Origin of the sequence: Citrobacter sp. Cpo032, assembly GCF_030332975.1 — a bacterium.
Classification (GTDB): domain Bacteria; phylum Pseudomonadota; class Gammaproteobacteria; order Enterobacterales; family Enterobacteriaceae; genus Citrobacter; species Citrobacter portucalensis.
The window spans coordinates 269200-286858 of the sequence record NZ_JAOWGU010000031.1 but is presented as its reverse complement, the minus strand read 5'-3'; the positions used below and the strand labels follow the sequence as shown (position 1 = coordinate 286858).

General features: G+C 52.7%; 19 protein-coding genes and 1 pseudogene. 5 read left to right on the top strand and 15 right to left on the bottom strand.

Features of this window, described 5'->3' with window-relative positions; all coding sequences use genetic code 11:
• The 9 genes from tuf to fkpA all read right to left on the bottom strand — a co-directional run.
• A partial coding sequence (gene tuf, locus OGY33_RS01990; protein ID WP_286553871.1) for an elongation factor Tu occupies positions 1-1034 on the bottom strand: 1034 nt, incomplete at its 3' end.
• Positions 1035-1103: 69 nt separating this feature from the next.
• Positions 1104-3218 (bottom strand): elongation factor G, encoded by a 2115-nt coding sequence (fusA, locus tag OGY33_RS01985; RefSeq protein WP_003023659.1) that lies wholly within the window; start codon positions 3216-3218, stop codon positions 1104-1106.
• Positions 3219-3314: 96 nt separating this feature from the next.
• Complete coding sequence (gene rpsG, locus OGY33_RS01980) at positions 3315-3785, bottom strand: 30S ribosomal protein S7 (protein ID WP_003023657.1); 471 nt, start codon at positions 3783-3785, stop codon at positions 3315-3317.
• Positions 3786-3880: 95 nt separating this feature from the next.
• On the bottom strand, positions 3881-4255 hold the full coding sequence (gene rpsL / locus OGY33_RS01975; RefSeq protein ID WP_003023654.1) for a 30S ribosomal protein S12: 375 nt from the start codon (positions 4253-4255) through the stop codon (positions 3881-3883).
• A gap of 125 nt (positions 4256-4380) precedes the next feature.
• A complete protein-coding gene (tusB, locus tag OGY33_RS01970) occupies positions 4381-4668 on the bottom strand; it encodes a sulfurtransferase complex subunit TusB (RefSeq protein ID WP_008786292.1) in 288 nt (95 codons plus the stop codon).
• Between the two features lie 7 nt (positions 4669-4675).
• On the bottom strand, positions 4676-5035 hold the full coding sequence (gene tusC / locus OGY33_RS01965; RefSeq protein ID WP_048227388.1) for a sulfurtransferase complex subunit TusC: 360 nt from the start codon (positions 5033-5035) through the stop codon (positions 4676-4678).
• A complete protein-coding gene (gene tusD / locus OGY33_RS01960) occupies positions 5035-5421 on the bottom strand; it encodes a sulfurtransferase complex subunit TusD (RefSeq protein ID WP_008786293.1) in 387 nt (128 codons plus the stop codon). Before tusD ends, tusC begins: the two co-directional genes overlap by 1 nt.
• The gene (locus OGY33_RS01955) at positions 5421-6143 is read right to left on the bottom strand and encodes a helix-turn-helix transcriptional regulator (RefSeq protein WP_003023643.1); all 723 of its coding nucleotides are present in this window, start codon (positions 6141-6143) and stop codon (positions 5421-5423) included. Before OGY33_RS01955 ends, tusD begins: the two co-directional genes overlap by 1 nt.
• Positions 6144-6310: 167 nt before the next feature.
• Entirely contained in the window at positions 6311-7129 is an 819-nt protein-coding gene (gene fkpA, locus OGY33_RS01950) for an FKBP-type peptidyl-prolyl cis-trans isomerase (protein ID WP_003827768.1), read from the bottom strand.
• A 232-nt stretch (positions 7130-7361) separates the two neighbouring features.
• Between fkpA and OGY33_RS01945 the strand changes: the two genes are divergently transcribed.
• On the top strand, positions 7362-7580 hold the full coding sequence (locus OGY33_RS01945) for a protein SlyX (RefSeq protein ID WP_003023639.1): 219 nt from the start codon (positions 7362-7364) through the stop codon (positions 7578-7580).
• Between the two features lie 113 nt (positions 7581-7693).
• Here the strand turns inward: OGY33_RS01945 and slyD are convergent, their stop codons facing one another.
• The 4 genes from slyD to kefG all read right to left on the bottom strand — a co-directional run bounded on the left by slyD (position 7694) and on the right by kefG (position 10966).
• Positions 7694-8305 (bottom strand): peptidylprolyl isomerase, encoded by a 612-nt coding sequence (slyD, locus tag OGY33_RS01940; RefSeq protein WP_008786294.1) that lies wholly within the window; start codon positions 8303-8305, stop codon positions 7694-7696.
• 94 nt (positions 8306-8399) lie between these two features.
• Positions 8400-8600 carry a YheV family putative zinc ribbon protein gene (locus tag OGY33_RS01935; RefSeq protein WP_003023632.1) on the bottom strand — a complete coding sequence of 67 codons (201 nt, stop codon included), beginning with the start codon at positions 8598-8600 and terminating at the stop codon, positions 8400-8402.
• Between the two features lie 9 nt (positions 8601-8609).
• Complete coding sequence (gene kefB, locus OGY33_RS01930) at positions 8610-10415, bottom strand: glutathione-regulated potassium-efflux system protein KefB (RefSeq protein WP_100271844.1); 1806 nt, start codon at positions 10413-10415, stop codon at positions 8610-8612.
• Positions 10415-10966 carry a glutathione-regulated potassium-efflux system ancillary protein KefG gene (gene kefG, locus OGY33_RS01925; RefSeq protein ID WP_003023629.1) on the bottom strand — a complete coding sequence of 184 codons (552 nt, stop codon included), beginning with the start codon at positions 10964-10966 and terminating at the stop codon, positions 10415-10417. Before kefG ends, kefB begins: the two co-directional genes overlap by 1 nt.
• Positions 10967-11098: 132 nt before the next feature.
• Between kefG and OGY33_RS01920 the strand changes: the two genes are divergently transcribed.
• The gene (locus OGY33_RS01920) at positions 11099-13000 is read left to right on the top strand and encodes an ABC transporter ATP-binding protein (protein ID WP_191238070.1); all 1902 of its coding nucleotides are present in this window, start codon (positions 11099-11101) and stop codon (positions 12998-13000) included.
• A gap of 52 nt (positions 13001-13052) precedes the next feature.
• On the opposite strand, the gene OGY33_RS01915 is transcribed toward OGY33_RS01920, so the two are convergent.
• Complete coding sequence (locus OGY33_RS01915; RefSeq protein ID WP_191238069.1) at positions 13053-14543, bottom strand: nicotinate phosphoribosyltransferase; 1491 nt, start codon at positions 14541-14543, stop codon at positions 13053-13055.
• 14 nt (positions 14544-14557) lie between these two features.
• Entirely contained in the window at positions 14558-15418 is an 861-nt protein-coding gene (gene prs / locus OGY33_RS01910; RefSeq protein WP_191238068.1) for a ribose-phosphate diphosphokinase, read from the bottom strand.
• A 191-nt stretch (positions 15419-15609) separates the two neighbouring features.
• Here prs and OGY33_RS01905 point away from each other — a divergent pair, with 191 nt between their 5' ends.
• From OGY33_RS01905 to OGY33_RS01895, 3 genes and pseudogenes are all read left to right on the top strand, one after another.
• On the top strand, positions 15610-16329 hold the full coding sequence (locus OGY33_RS01905; RefSeq protein WP_008786298.1) for an NUDIX domain-containing protein: 720 nt from the start codon (positions 15610-15612) through the stop codon (positions 16327-16329).
• 35 nt (positions 16330-16364) lie between these two features.
• Positions 16365-17433: pseudogene (locus OGY33_RS01900) on the top strand (hydrolase).
• The gene (locus OGY33_RS01895; protein WP_003023615.1) at positions 17430-17648 is read left to right on the top strand and encodes a YheU family protein; all 219 of its coding nucleotides are present in this window, start codon (positions 17430-17432) and stop codon (positions 17646-17648) included. Before OGY33_RS01900 ends, OGY33_RS01895 begins: the two are co-directional and overlap by 4 nt.
• Positions 17649-17659: the final 11 nt, after the last annotated feature.

Here is a 17659-nt window from a genome sequence, read left to right as displayed (position 1 = left end):
GGCAGTTCGATGGTACCAGTCACGTCAGTAGTACGGAAGTAGAACTGCGGACGGTAGCCTTTGAAGAACGGAGTATGACGGCCGCCTTCGTCTTTGGACAGAATGTACACTTCAGATTCGAACTTGGTGTGCGGCTTGATAGAGCCCGGCTTAGCCAGTACCTGACCACGTTCGATTTCTTCACGTTTGATACCACGCAGCAGAACACCAACGTTCTCACCAGCACGGCCTTCGTCCAGCAGTTTGCGGAACATTTCAACGCCAGTACAGGTAGACTTAGCTGTCTCTTTGATACCAACGATTTCAACTTCTTCACCAACTTTGATGATACCGCGCTCTACACGACCGGTAACAACGGTACCACGACCGGAGATGGAGAATACGTCTTCGATAGGCAGCAGGAACGGCTTGTCAATCGCACGCTCTGGTTCTGGGATGTAAGAATCCAGGAAGCCAGCCAGTTCGATGATTTTCGCTTCCCACTCTGCTTCGCCTTCCAGCGCTTTCAGAGCAGAACCACGAACGATCGGAGTGTCGTCGCCCGGGAAATCGTACTGAGACAGAAGTTCACGAACTTCCATTTCTACCAGTTCCAGCAGCTCTTCGTCATCAACCATGTCGCATTTGTTCAGGAACACGATGATGTACGGAACGCCTACCTGACGACCCAGCAGGATGTGCTCACGAGTCTGCGGCATCGGGCCGTCAGTCGCAGCAACAACCAGGATCGCGCCGTCCATCTGCGCAGCACCGGTGATCATGTTTTTAACATAGTCGGCGTGGCCCGGGCAGTCTACGTGTGCGTAGTGGCGAGTCGGGGTGTCATATTCAACGTGAGAAGTGTTGATGGTGATACCACGAGCTTTTTCTTCCGGCGCGTTATCGATCTGGTCGAATGCACGAGCAGCACCGCCGTAGGTTTTAGCCAGTACGGTAGTGATTGCAGCGGTCAGGGTAGTTTTACCGTGGTCAACGTGGCCGATGGTGCCGACGTTAACGTGCGGTTTTGTACGTTCAAATTTTTCTTTAGACACGGCTATATTCCTTACTATAGTGCTCTCCCCTATGGAGAGAGCACGGGACTTAGGTTTTAATCCTGTGGATTATTTACCACGGGCTTCAATAACGGCCTGAGCTACGTTGTTCGGCGCATCGTCGTACTTCAGGAACTCCATGGAGTAAGAAGCACGGCCTTTGGTCAGAGAACGCAGCTGGGTTGCATATCCGAACATTTCAGACAGCGGAACTTCAGCATGGATAACAACGCCAGTGACGTTGGATTCCTGACCACGAAGCATACCACGACGGCGGCTCAAGTCACCGATTACGTCACCGGTGTTCTCTTCCGGAGTCTCTACTTCAACCTTCATGATAGGCTCAAGCAGAACTGGTTTCGCTTTCTTAAAGCCATCTTTGAAGGCGATAGAAGCGGCCAGTTTAAACGCCAGCTCAGAGGAGTCAACGTCATGGTAAGAACCGAAGTGCAGACGCACGCCCAGATCAACAACCGGGTAACCAGCCAGCGGGCCAGATTTCAGCTGTTCCTGGATGCCTTTATCAACGGCCGGGATGTATTCGCCAGGAATTACACCACCTTTGATGTCGTTGATGAACTCGTAGCCTTTCGGGTTTGAACCCGGCTCCAGCGGGTACATGTCGATAACAACATGACCGTACTGACCGCGACCACCAGACTGCTTAGCGTGTTTACCTTCGATATCGGTAACTTTCGCGCGAATCGCTTCGCGGTAAGCAACCTGAGGTTTACCGACGTTCGCTTCAACGTTGAATTCACGCTTCATACGGTCAACGATGATGTCGAGGTGCAGCTCACCCATACCAGCGATAATGGTCTGGTTAGATTCTTCGTCAGTCCATACGCGGAATGACGGGTCTTCTTTAGCCAGACGGCCCAGAGCCAGACCCATTTTTTCCTGGTCAGCTTTGGTTTTCGGTTCTACCGCGATGGAAATTACCGGCTCAGGGAATTCCATACGTTCCAGAATGATCGGGTGATCCGGGTCACACAGAGTGTCACCAGTGGTCACGTCTTTCAGACCGATTGCAGCAGCGATATCGCCCGCGCGAACTTCTTTGATCTCTTCACGTTTGTTAGCGTGCATCTGTACGATACGGCCGAAACGTTCACGTGCAGTTTTCACGGAGTTCAGGATGGTGTCACCGGAGTTAACCACACCAGAGTACACGCGGAAGAAGGTCAGGTTACCCACGAACGGGTCAGTAGCGATTTTGAATGCCAGAGCAGCAAACGGCTCGTCATCGCTAGCATGACGCTCAGCAGGAGTATCTTTACCGTCGTCCAGAATACCGTTGATCGCAGGTACGTCTACTGGGGATGGCAGGTAATCAATTACCGCATCCAGCATCGCCTGAACACCTTTGTTCTTGAACGCAGAACCACAGGTTACCAGGATGATTTCGTTGTTCAGAACGCGCTGACGCAGAGCTTTTTTGATCTCTTCTTCAGTCAGTTCTTCACCACCCAGGTATTTCTCCATCAGCTCTTCTGAAGCTTCTGCAGCGGACTCGATCAGGTTCTGGTGCCATTCTTCAGCCAGTTCCTGCATGTCAGCCGGGATATCTTCATAAGTGAAGGTTACGCCTGCATCTTCTTCGTTCCAGTTGATGGCTTTCATTTTCACCAGGTCAACAACACCGGTGAACGCTTCTTCAGCGCCAATTGCCAGCTGCAGCGGAACAGGGTTCGCGCCCAGACGGGTTTTGATCTGACCAACAACTTTCAGGAAGTTCGCACCCATACGGTCCATTTTGTTAACGAACGCAATGCGCGGAACTTTATATTTGTTTGCCTGACGCCATACGGTTTCAGACTGAGGCTGAACACCACCAACTGCGCAGTAAACCATTACTGCACCATCAAGCACACGCATGGAACGTTCTACTTCGATAGTGAAGTCAACGTGCCCCGGGGTGTCGATGATGTTTACGCGATGCGGTTCATACTGCTTAGCCATACCAGACCAGAATGCAGTAGTCGCTGCGGAGGTGATAGTAATACCACGTTCCTGCTCCTGCTCCATCCAGTCCATGGTGGCTGCGCCGTCATGAACTTCACCGATTTTATGGTTTACACCGGTGTAGAACAGAATACGTTCGGTAGTAGTGGTTTTACCGGCGTCGATGTGCGCACTGATACCGATGTTACGGTAGCGCGCGATGGGTGTTGTACGAGCCATTTGATTCCTCGTTTATCTTTTAGGCGTTCAATTTAAGTAGCCCAAAGCGGGCTGCTTACTAGAAGCGCCCGCCTGGTGACTAAAACTCCGAAGGGATTACCAACGGTAGTGTGCGAACGCCTTGTTGGCTTCTGCCATACGGTGAACGTCTTCACGTTTCTTAACTGCAGTACCTTTGTTTTCTGCAGCATCAGAAAGTTCGTTCGCCAGGCGCAGAGCCATGGATTTATCACCGCGTTTACGAGCAGCTTCAACGATCCAACGCATTGCCAGAGCATTACGACGGACCGGACGGACTTCAACTGGTACCTGATAAGTAGAACCACCAACGCGGCGAGACTTAACTTCGACAGTCGGGCGCACGTTTTCGAGAGCTACTTCGAAAGCTTCCAGTTCGTTTTTACCAGAACGCTGAGCCAGGGTCTCCAGCGCGCTGTATACGATAGTTTCGGCAGTAGATTTTTTACCATCTACCATCAGGATATTTACAAATTTAGCCAGCAGTTCTGATCCGAACTTCGGATCCGGCAGAATTTTACGCTGACCAATGACGCGACGACGTGGCATGGAAATACTCCGTTGTTAATTCAGGATTGTCCAAAACTCTAAGAGTTTAGTTTGACATTAATATAAAACGTTTGGCCTTACTTAACGGAGAACCATTAAGCCTTAGGACGTTTCACGCCATACTTGGAGCGTGATTGCTTACGGTCTTTAACGCCGGAGCAGTCAAGCGCACCACGAACGGTGTGGTAACGAACACCCGGGAGGTCTTTTACACGACCGCCACGGATCAGGATCACGGAGTGCTCCTGCAGGTTGTGACCTTCACCACCGATGTAGGAAGTCACTTCAAAACCGTTAGTCAGACGAACGCGGCAAACTTTACGCAGTGCGGAGTTCGGTTTTTTAGGAGTGGTAGTATATACACGAGTACATACGCCACGTTTCTGCGGGCATGCTTCCAGCGCAGGCACGTTGCTTTTTGCAACTTTGCGTGCACGTGGTTTGCGTACCAGCTGGTTAACTGTTGCCATTAAATAGCTCCTGGTTTTAGCTTTTGCTTCGTAAACACGTAATAAAACGACCTCATACAATATGAGGACGCAGAATTTTAGGTCGGTGTCGAAAAGGTGTCAAGAAATATACAACGATCCCACAATTACCAGGACATCTGGCTGGGATGCTTCACCGTAAGTCTGACGAAGTCAGTATAGCTAACCCTGACGACACTGTCTGAAATTTGACCACTCAAACCGCGAGCCTTAATGTCTTCTTCCAGTACATAGACCTTAATGGAGGCATTTTGCAGACTTTCAAGGAAACGGCTGCCTTCTATTGCCGCCGTCACGCCATCCTGGAGCAATAAAAGCTCATCGTCTTTATCTACCAGGCGAAGAAGAGAGGAGAAATCGGTAAGCCACGCGGAGCGATGTAGTGTGTGCAGCATGAGGGTCTCAAAACCTTAAAATGACGTCAAAGTTGCCTAACTCACGGCGTAAATCTTCCGGTTCAAGCGCTGTCGCATCGATCACAAAATTAACCCCCTGCTGAAGGCCCCGCTCGCGTAATGAAGCGGCGCACAGCCAACATTGATCGATATCGTACAACCCTAACAGCTTGAAGGTTGCGATATAGTCTCGCGCCAGCACGGCATCCGGTTGTTGTCCCTGGAGGATTTGAAAGACGCCATCGCCGATAAAAAACACGCCGAGGTCTTCCGTTAATGCAGATGTCGCTAGCAATGCATCTAATCCTTCACGGCCAGATGCGCTGCCATGCGGCACGGTAGAAAAGACAAAAGCAACACGTTTCATCAGAACTGCACCACGCGATCGCAGGTCAGGGATGCCTCAGCCAGCGATCCAAGCCCGCTGAGGTTAAAACCTGATTGTAAATTAGCCCCTGCCAGTCCCAGACGCTTTGCCTCAGTTTCATCAACAACGCCGCGACGCAACGCCGCCGCCACGCAGATATTCAGCGTTACACCATGCTGTTGGTTCAGCTGTTGCCAGGCCCGCACCAGATCATATTCATCACTGGCGGGTGAAGTCAGTAAGTTGGCGTTATATACACCTTCTCGATAGAAAAAGACGCTGCATAACTCATGCCCTTCTTCGAGAAGCGCATGTGCAAATTGCAACGCGCTACTCGCCTGCTGCGTGCCATAAGCAGGCCCTGTCACCATGATGGCAAAACGCATTACTTGTCTTGCCCCTGGAAATCGCCGCTTTTGAACTGACGAATATAGAGGTAGACCGTATGTTTGGAGATGTTCAGCCGATCGGCGACCTGGTTGATGGCATCTTTAATATCGAAGATGCCTTTCTCATATAAATTCAGGACGATCTGGCGGTTCTTCGCGTTGTTGGAAACATTGCGATCGGCATTCACTTCTTCGATCGTGAATTCCAGCGTCTGGGTAACCAGATCTTCCACCGAAGAAGCAAAGTTGACGGCAGAGCCCACTTCCGGGGTTTCCGGTGGGATAAAGGTATTCATTATCTGCGAGAAAGGAACATCAAGGTTCATGTTGATGCACAGCAGACCAATCACGCGATGCTCACGGTTGCGAATGGCAATCGTCACCGACTTCATCAAGACACCGCTTTTCGCACGTGTGAAGTAACACTTCGACACGCTGCTATCCGCACCCGTCATATCATGCAGCATACGCAACGCAAGGTCGGTAATCGGTGAGCCAATTTTACGGCCCGTGTGTTCACCGTTAGCAATGCGGATGGCCGAGCATTTCAAATCCTGCAAAGAGTGCAATACGATTTCACAATGGGAACCAATGAGCATCGCCAACCCGTCCACTACCGCTTCGTAGGATTTGAGGATATCGAAGTCGGTTTGATCGAAAGGACGTTGATCCAGCAAATCTAGCTCACTGGTTTCGTTGGTTAAAAGCGACCTGGACATGAAAAAAAGCACTCCTTTTCAGGAGCCTGTCGTTATGTTGTCAGGGCAGGCTCATCACTATTATAGGGGCATCTAAAGTAATACAGCGCACAAGGCGCTTTCCAGTATTAATTATATCCTGTCGATAATAAAAAACCGCCGCCCTGTGGGCGGCGGTTTCTGTTAGCTTATTTTTTGCTGCTGTCTGCAGCTTTATCTGCCGGTGCAGCATCTGGCTGCGCGTCAGCTTTCGGTGCCGGTTTGATGTCTAACAGTTCAACATCAAAGACCAGCGTAGAGTTGGCCGGAATACCCGGGACGCCGGTTTTGCCGTAAGCCAGATCCGGTGGGATAACCAGCTGGATTTTGCCGCCTTTCTTGATGTTTTTCAGGCCTTCAGTCCAGCCAGGGATGACACCGTCAAGACGGAAAGACAGCGGCTCACCACGGGTGTAGGAGTTATCAAACTCTTTACCATCGATCAGCGTACCTTTGTAGTTGACTACCACGGTATCGCTGTCTTTCGGTGCAGCGCCAGTACCTTCTTTCTCTACTTTGTAGACCAGGCCAGTAGAAGAGGTTTTAACGCCTTTCTCTTTAGCAAATTTCTCGCGGTAAACTTTACCTTTGGCTTCGTTGTCAGCCGCGTCTTTTTCCATTTTCGCCTGAGCGGAGCTCTTCACGCGCGCTTCAAACGCCTGCAGAGTTTGTTCGATTTCCTGGTCAGACAGTTTGCTCTTGTCTGCAAACGCATCCTGAACACCAGCGATCAGCTGATCTTTATCCAGTTTGATGCCCAGTTTTTCCTGCTCTTTCAGAGAGTTTTCCATATAACGACCCAGGGACGCGCCCAGCGCGTAAGCGGCTTTTTGGTCGTCATTCTTGAATGCTGCTTTGCTGTCAGCAGTAGCGGCTGGTTTCGCAGCATCAGCAGCGAAGGTGATCGGGGCATGCAGAGCAACAGCCATTGTGGTCGCCAGCAGCGTTACTTTAAACAGTGATTTCATCCATATCTCCAGGGCCGGGGCATCTCACCCCAGGGTTAGCTAACATAAAAATGTACTATAAAGCGTTGCAGAACAAATCAACATACAGGCACGCCCTATTATCACCACTTTTCAGACTCTTTTTGTTTAAATTAGTTTCGTTACCGAAGATTGAGTGCTGTGCAAACAGGCAAAGTTAAGTAGAATTCGCCGCAGTCCGCGATCTGCCGGAGAAAAAAGAAAGAGGTGAATCATGCAGGATACAACAATGGAAACTCGCCTGGCTGAACTGGAAAGTCGCCTGGCATTTCAGGAGATCACCATTGAAGAGCTCAACGTGACGGTGACCGCGCATGAACTGGAAATGGCCAAACTGCGCGACCATCTGCGTCTGCTGACGGAAAAGCTCAAAGCAACGCAGCCGTCCCACATTGCGTCGCAGTCTGAAGAGACCCCGCCGCCACATTATTGAGACGTAAAAAAAGCGGGGATATCCCCGCTTTTTTGTGCCGGATGACGACGTAAACGTCTTATCCGGCCTACGGTAGGCCTGATAAGCGTAGCGCCATCAGGCAATCATACCGATCAGTGGCAACCGCAGCCGCCGCCGTTACCTTTACCGCCACCGCCGCAGCAGCCTTCGCCACCGTGCTCGTGACCATGGTCGTGACCGTGGCCGTGACCACCGCAGCAACCGTCATGACCGTGGTCATGATCGTGGTCGTGGCCGTGCGCACCGTGAACGTGGCCGTGAGCCAGTTCTTCTTCGGTCGCTTCGCGGATAGCAACAACTTCTACGTTGAATTTCAGATTCTGGCCAGCCAGCATGTGGTTACCGTCAACCACAACGTGGTCGTCTTCCACTTCGGTAATTTCTACCGGTACTGGACCCTGGTCAGTTTCAGCCAGGAAACGCATGCCAACCTGCAGTTCGTCAACGCCCATGAAGACGTCTTTAGGAACGCGCTGCACCAGGTTTTCGTCGTACTGACCGTATGCGTCGTTTGCGCCAACAGCAACATCGAATTTGTCGCCAACTTCATGACCGTCCAGCGCTGTTTCCAGGCCAGAAATCAGGGAACCGTGACCATGCAGGTAGTCCAGCGGTGCACTCACCGGAGACTCATCAACCAACACACCGTCTTCTGTACGTACCTGATAGGCCAGGCTGACCACCAGGTCCTTTGCTACTTTCATGATATCTCCTGAGCATGGAAAGAATAGTGGCGCAGATTGTAGCGGAATTCTGCACCCGTGTACCCTCTAGCTTAAAAAAAGCTGCGCCATATCGCTAGTCCGGATGAAAAATCCCGATCACTTGCTCTTCTTTGCGAACGTGCTCGCGTGCCTCTTTATCGGCTTCCCGCATCTGATGACCGCACTTAACACACTCAACAATATCGATATTATTTTCACGCCACATCGCCAGCGTATCCTGCGACTGGCAGGACGGACATTTTGCACCTGCGATAAAACGTTTACGAATTGCCATGGTTATCCTCTACTCAAATTCATCCCAGCCATCCAGCTGACGTCGCTCTTGCTGCATCTCTCGTTGGAAAATTTCCTCCAGCTCGCGCCGGGCTTCCCTGGCTCGAGAGATTTGTACCGTATCTGTATGCATGGGGATCAGTTCCCGCAGCATGCGCATATCCAGCCGCCGAAAATGCAGCTGAGCGCGCTGAGCCTGGTGCGGATGCATTCCCAGTGTAACCAGCGTTTTACGCCCCAACTCCAGCGCACTGGAGAACGTTTCGCGGGAAAACTGCGTCACACCAGCCTGTAATAACTCATGCGCCTCTACACGTCCGCGCGCTCGCGCAAGAATATGCAAATGCGGAAAATACTGTTGGCACAGTTCCACCAGTTTCATGGTGTCTTCAGGCTCATTACAGGTAATAACAATAGATTGCGCCGCCTCTGCCCCTGCGGAGCGCAACAGTTCCACCTGCGTGGCATCACCGTAATAAACCTTATAGCCATATTTACGCATCAGATTCACCGCGCTGATATCCCGCTCCAAAACGGTAATGCGCATTTTATTGGCCATCAACAGACGACCAATAACCTGACCAAAACGCCCAAACCCCACCACAATCACCTGCGGTTTATCATCTTCCACCCAGGGTTTTTCGTCTTCCTCATCCGTGCCGTTAAACTGGCGGGAGAGCCATTTATCAATCAACTTCATCACCAGCGGCGTGGTCATCATCGACAGTGTGACGGTCACCAGCAGCAACGCCATTTGGTCGCCCTGAAACAGCCGTTGCGAGGATGCCGTTGAAAACAGCACGAAAGCGAATTCACCACCCTGACTTAAAACCCCGGCAAATTGCATCCGTTCAGAGCTTCTCATGCCGTTAAGACGCGCCAGCACATACAACACCAGCATTTTTACGACCACCAGCACGATCACGCTCGCTACCACCCACAGAATATGGGTGTAGAGCACACCGAGGTTGAGCGACATGCCAACGGAGATAAAAAACAGCCCGAGCAACAGGCCTTTAAACGGATCGATTGCCGTTTCCAGCTCATGTCGGTATTCGCTTTCCGCCAGCAGCACGCCCGCGATAAACGTTCCCAGCGCCATTGACAGCCCCAGCGCATCCATAAATAAAGCAGAACCCAGCACCAACAGCAGCGTGGCAGCGGTGAACACTTCCCGCACGCCAGAATCCGCAATAAAGCGGAAAACCGGACGCAGCAAATAGCGACCGCCAATCAGCATGCCGGCAAAGGCCAGCACCTTCATCCCCACTTTGATCCAGTCAAAATGTTCGTCAGCAGAGCCCGCCAGCAGCGGAACCAGCGCCAGCGCGGGGATCACCGCCAGATCCTGAAACAGCAGCACCGAAAAACCCAGTTGTCCGGATTCACTGCGGTTCATGCCTTTTTCGCGCATCAACTGTAGCGCCATAGCGGTCGATGACATCGCCAGACCAATGCCGCCAACCACTGCCGCCTGCCAGGAGAACGCAGTGAGCATCAATAATCCGGCCAGCACCACCGCGCTCAGCATCACCTGCGCGGCACCGACGCCAAAAATTGAACGCCGCAGTTGCCACAGTTTGGCGGGATTAAGTTCCAGCCCAATGATGAACATCAGAAAGACTACGCCCAGCTCGGAAAAATGCAGGATTTCATCCACATCGCTGATAAATCCTAATCCCCACGGGCCGATAGCAATACCCGCCAGCAAGTAACCCAGCACCGGACCGATACCCAGCTTTGAGGCCAGGGGAACTGCAGCCACCGCCGCGAAGAGGAACAACACTCCTGCTGTCAATAAATCAGAACCTTCCATCAGCGGCCTCCCACAGGGATCGGATTCGCCAGCCAGTCACCATACGCTTTCGCATGGCTGTCCAGCTCCTGCTTCGTTTGCCGTCTGGCCCAGTAAACGATAATTGGGCTCATCCAGTGCATGCGGCACATACCGGCCGTTAGCTCGAAAGGACGCAGCACATCGCTCATTGGATAACGGTTTAGCGCGTCATAGCGGTAGGCACTTTCCGGTTCTCCGGTAGTGATAACGCTACGCCAGTACTTTCCCGCCAGTTGATTCCCTCCGGGACCGCTGGCAAATCCGCGGCTCAGTACGCGGTCAAGCCATTCCTTTAACAGCGCCGGACAGCTATAGGTATAGAGTGGGTGCTGAAAAACAATCACATCATGCTCACGCAGCAGCGCCTGTTCATGCGGAATATCGATAAAAAAATCAGGATAGTGCGCGTAAAGGTCGTGCACGGTAACATTGCTGAGCTGCATGGCCGGTTTAAGCAGAACACGGTTCGCGACCGAGTCCTGAGATTCCGGATGGGCATACAGCAGCAAGACTTTCGCTGGCTGGAACATCATCCCCCTCCCGGTTTTGTCTTTTGTCTATTTTCGACGTTTTGGGCTACCATTGCGCCTCGGTGCGGCAAACGGCCCGCACATTACATTATCATAATGATAAATTAACATAGTCTGAACATACGGCGCCTTATGATTGTTTTCTCATCGTTACAAATTCGTCGCGGCGTGCGCGTCTTGCTGGACAATGCCACGGCCACCATTAATCCAGGGCAGAAGGTTGGCCTGGTGGGTAAAAATGGCTGCGGTAAATCTACCCTGCTGGCATTGCTGAAAAATGAACTCAGCGCCGACGCTGGAGGATTTACCTATCCGGGAAACTGGCAGCTCGCGTGGGTGAATCAGGAAACGCCTGCGTTGCCACAGCCCGCGCTGGAGTACGTCATTGACGGCGACCGCGAGTATCGTCAACTGGAAGCGCAGTTGAACGACGCCAACGAACGTAACGATGGACATGCCATTGCCACCGTCCATGGCAAGCTGGATGCCATCGACGCCTGGACCGTGCGCTCACGCTCCGCCAGCCTGCTGCATGGCCTCGGCTTCTCCAACGAACAGCTTGAGCGCCCGGTCAGCGACTTCTCCGGTGGCTGGCGTATGCGTCTCAACCTGGCCCAGGCGCTGATTTGCCGTTCAGACCTACTGCTGCTCGATGAACCCACCAACCACCTCGATCTCGACGCGGTGATCTGGCTGGAAAGATGGCTGAAAAGCTATCAGGGTACGCTGATTTTGATCTCCCACGATCGCGACTTCCTCGATCCGGTGGTAGATAAAATTATTCATATCGAACAGCAAACCATGTTCGAGTACACCGGCAACTACAGCGCGTTTGAAATCCAGCGTGCGACCCGCCTCGCACAGCAACAGGCAATGTACGAAAGCCAGCAGGAGCGCGTGGCGCATCTGCAAAGCTATATCGATCGTTTTCGCGCCAAAGCAACGAAAGCGAAGCAGGCACAGAGCCGTATCAAAATGCTGGAACGCATGGAGCTGATTGCCCCAGCGCACGTGGACAACCCGTTCCACTTCAGCTTCCGTGAGCCGGAAAGCCTGCCAAACCCGCTGCTGAAGATGGAAAAGGTTAGCGCAGGCTACGGCGATCGCGTCATTCTCGATTCGATCAAACTGAATCTGGTGCCGGGTTCCCGCATCGGCCTGCTCGGTCGCAACGGCGCGGGTAAATCGACGCTGATTAAGCTGCTGGCCGGCGAACTGGCCCCCATCAGCGGTGAGATTGGCCTGGCGAAAGGCATCAAACTGGGCTACTTCGCGCAGCACCAGTTGGAGTTTTTACGCGCCGATGAATCACCCATTCAGCATCTGGCACGCATGGCACCGCAGGAACTGGAGCAGAAACTGCGTGACTACCTGGGTGGATTCGGCTTCCAGGGCGATAAAGTCAGCGAAGAGACACGCCGCTTCTCCGGTGGCGAAAAAGCGCGTCTGGTACTGGCGTTGATCGTCTGGCAGCGCCCTAACCTGCTGCTGCTCGATGAACCAACCAACCACCTGGACCTGGATATGCGTCAGGCGCTGACCGAGGCGCTGATCGATTTTGAAGGCGCGCTGGTTGTCGTCTCGCACGACCGTCACCTGATCCGATCCACCACCGACGACCTCTATCTGGTACACGACAAGAAAGTCGAGCCGTTTGATGGCGATCTGGAGGATTATCAGCAGTGGCTGAGCGATGTCCAGAAACAGGAAAACCAGGGCGACGAACCGGCGAAAGAGAGCGTTAACAGCGCCCAGGCGCGTAAAGACCAGAAGCGCCGCGAAGCGGAACTGCGCTCCCTGACGCAGCCGCTGCGTAAAGAGATTACCCGTCTGGAAAAAGAGATGGAGAAACTGCACGCACAGCTGGCGCAGGCGGAAGAAAAACTCGGCGACAGCGAACTGTACGACCAAAGTCGCAAAGCCGAACTTACCGCCTGTTTGCAGCAGCAGGCCAGTGCGAAATCCGGGCTGGAAGAGTGTGAAATGGCCTGGCTGGAGGCTCAGGAACAGCTTGAGCAGATGCTGGCCGAGTAGTCATCATTGCCGGATCCGACGCCAACACGTCTCATCCGGCATTTTTGTTGAATTATCCCTGTGTCGCCAGACGCTGGCGGATTTCTTCGAAATGCTCGCGGTTAAACAGCTTGCCGTTGAGAAAACGAGTTTTCAGCTCCCCTTCCTGCTCTTGCTCCCAGGTCTGTTCGTCATGCAGACGCAATTCCCCTTGCTCATCACGTGTGACGCGAAGCAGACCACGGGCTGAACGTTTCAGACCATTATCAGTTTTTGGTTCTTTAAAAATCGTCCGGCCTTTGCCGTCGACTTCTCCCCACGTCGCTTTCATCGCAAAGCCAAAGGTGTCACGTGTGTTGTATTGATAAGTAAAAGAACCAACGCCAAACACGACGTTTGAACTGGCAAATCCTTTCGCTTCCAGACGACGCAGGATCTCATTCGCTCGCTCAAGGGTGATGGAGTCGCCATAAATCAGTCCGACATGCGGGTCGAGCACCTTGTAACCTTTGGCGTTAATCGTGCCGCCAAAAATCTCCCACAGCACTTCCACAGACCCTTTCTCCTGAGCGGAACGATCGCTGCTTGTATCGTCATCTTCGCCAGCACCACACAGGATCTCCACCGGGTTGCCGCTATCCGGACGGAATACCACCCGACCTTCACGCGCCAGAATGATGTTCTTCAGTTCGCGGGTATATTCCGTCAGCACCTGCCAGTAGTCCCAGGTATCAGAGACTATCGATACAAATCCTTGCGGGTAGAGATCGGCAATCAGGCGGCGGAAGGTTTCAATTTCATGCTCGCGCTCACCCATACACATCACGCTGTGTTCGGTAGCCGGAATGCTGGCGCCGATAAAATAGGGCTCGCCGTCGGTGTAGTAATCGCGAGCGTACAGCAGAGATGGAATACTGTCGGTCCCTTTAAAGCTTAACAAATGCCCACTGCCCGCCTGCATGGTGTCCTGTAATCCGGACATACCGCGAAATGAAAAGTCATGGCACTGGAAGTCAAGGTGCGTCAGGTCGCTACAGGTTTGCTCTGCCCAGCGAGCGCAGATTTTGCGGTAGTGGTGAGCTATCGTGGCATTTGTTGACGCCTTCCACAGCTCCGCCGACAGCACGGTCTCCAGGTAATTCACCAACCAGTAAAACTCAGGTTGGGTATTGATGATAGTTAAAACGGGCACCGCCATCGGCACTTTGCTGCCTTCATCCAGCGCTTTGATGTGCAGCGGCAGATAGCCCAACTGATGCAGTGCACGAATATGGTCCACCGCCACCGCATCTTTGCCCAGATAGCTGTCCATGACCTGTTTGTATTCGCTGACCACCTCGTCTTCCGGGCGGGCAAAGAACGCCTCATTAAACAGGTCGACTAAAAACCACTGCATAAAACCCTGCAGGCCGAAGAATACCAGTTTGCCATCCGCCAACGGCGAGGAGAAAAAGCGATCGCTGCGCGGGGTAAAGTTGGAATACACGCGATGGGTACCCTGCGGATACTGTACGCGATGAGAAACTTTGTAGCCGTCGATAGCCAGAATCGGGTTCATTTTCATAATCAGTCTCTCCCTCAGGCGCGGTAAATCGCGTCAATGTCGATAAGCTCAATCTGCGGATGTACCAACGCAGGGGCAGCTAAAGAGCTGGTGGTGTAGATAGCATCAATACCGTTTGCAAACAGGTGATCAACGCCCTTAGAAAAGATACCGTGGGTGACATACAGGCTGACACTGCGGGCGCCAGCATCACGTAACACCTGTGCAGAGCCTATAAACGTACCGCCTGCGTCACACAGATCGTCAACAATCAGCAGATCCCTACCCCTGACGTCTCCGGCCAATAATGCAAATCCCGTCAGGCTGCCGCTTGCCACATCACGTTTTTTGCTCAGGATGACATACTGCTCCACACCGGCCGCTCTGGCTACGGCATCAATCTTCTTCAGCGATCCCGCATCGGGAGCAACCAGCATCAGCGCGTTTTGCTGAAACAGCCGCGATAATGACGCGCTTTGCATCAGGCAGACCTCCTGGGGGATCGCCACAAAGTTGTCGATTGCAGCCGCCGCCGCATCGCTGTGCGGGTCGAGCACGTTGACCTTGTCAAATTTCAACGTATTGAGCTGACTGGCGAAGACTTTCAGCGCAAAGCTGTCACCCGATACCATATGTCTGTCCTGACGCGCCCACGGCAGCCAGGGGAGGTCGAGATGGCTGACCAGTACATCGGTCTGATGACGTACCGCCTCAACCAGTTGCGCCAGCAGCATAAAATCGTTCATATCACGCATAGCCGTGGCACGGATGTGCATCAGGCGAGCAAAGGTTGGCAACGCATCGGTGACTTTTAACCAGACAGCACCATCAGGAAAAACACCGCTGGCAACGGCATAGGTCTGGTCGTCCAAAGTTAGTGTCAATTTTATGTTCATCGCGCTCACCCCTTAATAATGTCCCTTCGACACAATTAATAATGTCCCTGTGACACATATTAAGCAAGTATAAAATGAATTATTTTTAAGGCGTGAGCTAATCCACTGATAAGCAATAAGAAAAAACGAACCTTGCCCCCCGGTGTCGGGCTGGTACACTTGTCAGCGTTACAAATCATCGTGAGTACCTTATGACCACCGAAGCCGACTACCTGAATCAGTACGATGCCAGCCGCTTCCCTTCACCTCTGGTGACGGTAGATAGCGTGTTATTTACCCTGCATCAGCAGGCGCTGTGCGTATTACTGGTCGAGCGGGCAAATCAGCCGCAAAAAGGGCGTTGGGGATTACCCGGCGGCTTTATTGATATCGAAAACGATGATTCAACCCGCGCCACCGCGCTGCGCAAACTCACCGAAAAAACAGGCGTTTCGCCTTCGTGGCTGGAACAACTGGATACCTTTTCCGGCCCTGATCGTGACCCGCGCGGCTGGAGCCTGACGGTCACCTGGTTTGCACTAATCGCCTGGGTAGACTGCGCGCCCCATATCGCCAGCGTCAGCAATGCCCGTTGGGTGCCGGTTGATGAACTGAAAAACTATTCACTCGCGTTTGATCACGAGAAAATCATTACCGCGGCGCTACACCGCTTACGGCAAAAAACGATGTACTCGCTCCTGCCCGTATACTGCTTGCCGGAAACATTTACCCATGGGCAACTGCTCGAAGCCACCGAGGTGATCCTCGGTCAGTCGATCCAGCGTAAAAGTCTGATTCGCCGCTTTGAAGCGTCAGGAATGTTTGAAGATACCGGAGAAAGCGTGGCGACAGGGACGCGTAAAGCCCGCCTGTGGCGACGTAAACCCAACGTCGATTTTCATCTTTTCTCGCGTAACCTGCTGACTGACTAGCGACAAAATCACATATTGGCTAACCCGCACGCGCTGTGCGCGGTATAGTTATTCTTTCCGATTATTAATTGCTCCGGTGTTATGGTTGAAATCACGTCCACAGAAATGACCCCACCTACCGACGATTCGCGAGAATTCCGCCCGATGCGCGGTATCAGTAACCGCCATCTGCAGACGATGCTGCCGCGTTTAATTCGCCGCAAGGTGAAGTTCGACGCCCACTGGCAGCGTCTGGAATTGCCCGACGGTGATTTCGTCGATCTGGCGTGGAGTGAAGATCCGCAACAGGCGAAACACAAACCGCGCCTGGTGGTTTTTCACGGTCTGGAAGGCAGTCTGAACAGCCCCTACGCACATGGCCTGATTGAAGCAGCGCAAAAGCGCGGCTGGCTGGGCGTGGTAATGCATTTTCGCGGTTGCAGCGGCGAACCCAATCGTCTGAACCGCATTTATCACTCCGGTGAAACAGAAGATGGCACCTGGTTTTTACACTGGCTGGAGCGTGAGTTCGGTCGCGTACCGACCGCGGCGGTAGGTTATTCACTCGGTGGAAACATGCTGGCTTGCCTGCTGGCAAAAGAAGGCAACGATATTCCGATAGATGCGGCGGTTATCGTTTCTGCACCTTTCGTGCTGGAAGCCTGTAGCTACCATATGGACAAGGGCTTCTCCCGGGTCTACCAGCGCTACCTGCTCAATCTGTTGAAAGCCAATGCCTCACGGAAGCTTGAAGCTTATCCAGGTTCGTTGCCGGTGAGTCTGGCCCAGTTGAAATCTTTGCGCCGCATTCGCGATTTTGACGATCTAATCACCGCCAAAATCCACGGTTTCGCCGATGCTATAGACTATTACCGCCAGTGCAGCGCCATGCCGTTGCTCAATCGGATAGCCAAACCAACGCTGATTATCCATGCGAAAGACGATCCGTTTATGGATCATCATGTGATCCCGAAACCGGAAAATCTGCCCTCACAGGTGGAGTACCAGCTTACTGAACACGGCGGCCACGTCGGATTTATAGGTGGCACGGTGCGCCGTCCTGAGATGTGGCTGGAATCAAGAATCCCGGACTGGCTGACAACGTATCTGGAGGCATCATCATGATTATCCCCTGGCAAGATATCTCCCCGGACGCGCTGGACAATTTGATTGAAAGCTTTGTCTTGCGCGAAGGCACCGATTATGGTGAACATGAACGCTCGCTCGAACAAAAAGTCGCCGACGTCAAACGCCAACTACAATCAGGTGAAGCCGTGCTGGTGTGGTCTGAACTGCATGAAACGGTCAACATTATGCCGAGGAAGCAGATTCACGAGTAATCCGTAGCCGC